Below are 4,401 nucleotides of genomic sequence, written 5' to 3'. Positions count from 1 at the left end.
TGATGGTTGAAGGCCGGCCCGATCTTAAGGTTGAAGAGCAGGTAGCCCAGCCCGACATTATTCATGACATCAAAAACTACGGTATGCACCGCCACTTTACCGATGGATGTTCGATATTAATGTTTGGCGGAGGAATAAAAAAAGGAAGCGTTTATGGTAAAACAGCCGATGAACGCCCATGCAAAACCGTTGAAAAGCCTATCATGATTGAACAAATACATCAAACAATCTATCATGCTTTGGGCATTGCTGAAGATGCGCATTATGTGGTAGAGAAGCGGCCATTTTATTCCACTCCCGACGGGTTAGGAAAAGCTGAAATGAGATTGTTCGGATAATTGATAAGCCTTGAGGATAGTAGCAAGACATACCATTTGTATCTTACTGATTTTTAAAAAGCCTGACAGGTAAGGACAGACAGTTAAAATTTAATCTATATTTTGCATTTGGTATCAATCACCTGATATTGTTTTCCCAATTTATTCTATATTTAATTATATAAAAAAACAAATACTTAAAATTCAATACATTTTACCTGCGAATGTTTGGCAATCAAAACCAATATTCAAAAAACGATAGTTAGAAAACACGAATAAATAATTCAATTAATACGAATAATTTCAGCTTTGATGGCTTCAGGAAGATTTTTTCATTTTATAAAAGTTTGTATTGGTATAGGTATTATGCCATTACTTTCTTTTCAAGCTGTTTCTGAACTCAAATTCAAAAAGCAACTGATTGCATCAGAAAGTGCAGAATCTGTTGGTGTTTTTGATGTGAATGGAGATCAAAATAGTGATATTGTTTCAGGAAGTTATTGGTATGAGGGGCCATCATTCTTAAATCGTCATTTTATTGGGAAGATAGAACGGGTAGGTGAATATTACGATGATTTTTCGACCATACCACTTGATGTTGACGGTGATGGAAAAATAGATTTTATAACCGGTGGGTGGTTTAGTAAAACACTTCGATGGAGAAAAAATCCGGGTAATGACCAGGAATGGGCACAAGTAGACATAGCACTAACCGGCAATATAGAAACTACTCGGGCTTGGGATGTAGATGGAGATGGATTTGATGAAATTGTGCCCAATACTCCAGGAAGCCCCTTGGTTTATTACACCTTAAAACGGGATAAAAATAAAAAAGCATTAGGCCAGTTTATAAAAACACAAGTTGCTGAAAAGCATGGCCATGGCTTAGGTTTTGGCGATATCAATGGTGATGGAAGGGGTGATTTTATTGTTGCTGAGGGTTGGTTTGAAGCTCCTGAGGATCGGGAAAATAAAGCATGGACATTTCATCCTGACTTTAATTTAATGGATGCCTCAATTCCAATTATCGTTGCAGATGTAAACCAGGATGGATTAAATGATTTAATTGCAGGGCATGGTCATTCCTATGGACTTTATTGGTATGAACAGAAAAAAGATGGAAAATCATTTAAATTTATCAAGCATTCAATTGACCCATACCATTCACAGTTTCATACAATGGAATGGGTAGATATTGACAATGACAATCAGCCAGAGCTGATTACCGGTAAGCGTTACCGTGCACACAATGGTAAAGATGCAGGCGACAATGAGTCGCCAGGTCTTTATTTTTTTAAATGGAATGGTGAATCATTTACAAAAAACGTGATTAGTTACGGCCCATTTGGTGAAGGTAAGGGCACAGGAATTTATTTCGCCATTGCTGATATGCATAAAACTGGCAGAAAAGATATTGTGGTTGCGGGCAAGGATGGCTTATATATATTTTTTAACGAGAAACCATAATCAAAGTAATTTGAGTGCTATCTCAAAAATCAATTTTATATTTAAAATACTTTAAAATAATAGTAGACAAAATTATGAATCGGAACACGTATTTAAAATTGGCAGGATTGCTGGTGATCGTCTTTTTTTTGGGGATCTCTTTTATTGACAATGTTAAGGAAACTACCAAGGAACGGATCAGAGAATTAGATCCAAAAGTTGAAAAGCTAAAGCTGCAGCCAAATTTTAATGCAGAACACCTTTATAGCCCTTCTGAGAGCAAAAATGGATCGTGGGTTGCCATGACCTTTGATAATAAGGGAAGAATGATCGCTTGTGATCAATATGGATATTTATACCGATTAACCATTCCTCCAATTGGAACAGATGCTGTAAAATCAAAAGTAATAGTCGAAAAATTAGAGCTAAAAATTGCCGGCGATACCTCTTCAGCAAAAATAAAAATGGGATATGCTCAAGGCTTATTGTATGCATTTAACAGTCTTTACGTAATGGTGAACCATAAAAGCGATACCTCAATGGCCAAAGGAAGTGGCCTTTATCGCCTTCAGGATACCAATAATGATGATCAATACGATAAAATCTCCTTACTAAAAGATCTGGTTACACCCGGTGGTGAACATGGGCCGCACAGTATGGTAATTTCACCTGATAAGAAATCGATTCATCTAATTGCTGGAAATCATGTGGATGTTCCAAAAATGGAAGCCTATCGCCTACCCGAAACCTGGCAGGAAGATAATTTATTCCCTTTAATAAAAGATCCGAACGGACATGCAAATGATCGTATGGCGCCAGGAGGTTTCGTCGTAAAAATTAATCCTGAAGGAACAAACTGGGAATTAATTAGTGCCGGCTACAGAAATGCATTCGATCTTGCCTTTAATGAAGTTGGCGATATGTTTGTATATGACGCAGACATGGAATGGGATTTTGGTATGCCATGGTACAGACCTACCCGTATTAGTCATTCTACAAGCGGGAGCGAATTTGGATGGCGCACAGGAAATAGCAAATGGTCGCCAGCGTATCCGGATAATTTACCTGCTATATTAAATATCGGACAAGGCTCTCCTACCAGCCTTTTCAGTGGTAATAATGCACGTTTCCCAGAAAAATACCGTAAAGGCCTATTTGCTTTTGACTGGAGTTTTGGTATAATTTATGCCGTTCAACTTAATCCTAGTGGATCTTCCTACAAGGCAACGGCCGAAGAATTTATTTCAGGCGCACCACTCCCTTTAACCGATGGCATCATCGGTCCAGATGGAGCGATGTACTTTTTAACCGGTGGCCGAAAACTTGATTCAGACCTGTATCGTGTATATTATGGCGATAACAAATTGCCTAATGATCCAATAATTTCAAAACCCGCAGCCGATATTTTACAGGCACGAAATTTAAGAAGACAATTAGAAACCTTCCATGGAGCACCCAATGCAAAAGCAATAGCCCTTGCCTGGCCAAACCTAAAAAATACTGATCGTTATATTCGCTATGCTGCCCGCATTGCCATGGAGCACCAGCCTATTAGTCAATGGCAAGAAAAAGCATTCAGTGAAAAAGACCCGCAGATACGTACTCAAGCCATGATTGCTTTGGCCAGAACTGGCAACAGAGGTTTACAAGTTAGAATGATCAATGCGTTGATGAATATAAACTTCAATGGATTGCCAGAATCTCAAAAAATAGATATTTTAAGAGCCTATGAGTTACTCATTTCAAGAATGGGCAAACCCCATGATGCTGAAAAAATTAAATTAAGTTCTTATCTGAATCAATTTTATCCTGCAAAAAGCAATGAATTGAACCGCTCCTTCAGTAAGGTTTTGGTAGCATTAGATGACCCTTTAGTTGTTCAAAAAACTCTGGCATTGCTTGACGGAGTTGTACTAGATGTGGATGACCAAAAAACTTTCATGCAATCTTCAGACTTAATTCTACGTAATCCTCAATACGGACTTGATATTGCAGGTATGTTAGCTAAAACACCGCCTGCACAACAGATCTATTACATAACCGCATTAAGTGAAGCAAAAAATGGCTGGACAACCGAATTAAGAGGGAAATATTTTAAATGGTATTATACCGCATTTGGTTATAAAGGGGGAAATAGTTTTATTGGCTTTATCGATAAAGCGCGTAAAATGGCTTTAGCTAATCTGCCTCAAAATCAATTTGAATACTATAATAAAATTTCGGGTAATGAATTACTCACTACTAATGGCATGAAACTAGCCAGTGCCGGAAGCCCTAAAGGCCCTGGAAGAGCCTGGAAAATAGAGGAAGCCTTAAAATTTGTACAGAACGACTCCACAGACAGAAACTTCGAGCAAGGAAAAATGCTGTTTAGCGCAACTCAATGTATTTCATGCCATAATATGAAAGGCGAAGGTGGTGCTGTTGGCCCTTCACTTACTCAATTGGGAACACGTTTTTCTGCCAGAGATATTTTAGAGTCGATTCTTGAACCCAATAAAGTAATATCTGATCAATATGCATACACCGCTTTCTATCAGAAAGATGGAAGTGTAGCCATCGGTAGACTTAAAAATGAAGACTCAGAAAAATATTATATCTCTCAGAATCCATTTGCTCCACAAACCTTGCGCGAGGT

The 4,401-nt window shown here is 38.1% G+C and carries 3 protein-coding genes; all 3 read left to right on the top strand.

Going from position 1 to position 4,401, the window contains the following annotated elements; genetic code table 11:
* On the top strand, positions 1-338 hold a 338-nt coding region (locus ACIQZ6_RS12110), incomplete at its 5' end, for a DUF1501 domain-containing protein (RefSeq protein WP_395811456.1).
* Positions 339-629: 291 nt separating this feature from the next.
* Positions 630-1,784, top strand: a complete 1,155-nt coding sequence (locus ACIQZ6_RS12105) for an FG-GAP repeat domain-containing protein (RefSeq protein ID WP_395811454.1) — start codon at positions 630-632, stop codon at positions 1,782-1,784.
* A 74-nt stretch (positions 1,785-1,858) separates the two neighbouring features.
* On the top strand, positions 1,859-4,401 hold a 2,543-nt coding region (locus ACIQZ6_RS12100), incomplete at its 3' end, for a c-type cytochrome (protein ID WP_395811452.1).

Origin of the sequence: Daejeonella sp. (assembly GCF_044348475.1) — a bacterium.
GTDB lineage: Bacteria > Bacteroidota > Bacteroidia > Sphingobacteriales > Sphingobacteriaceae > Daejeonella.
Note: the sequence above shows the minus strand (reverse complement) of the source record. Positions and strands in the feature narration are given on the sequence as shown.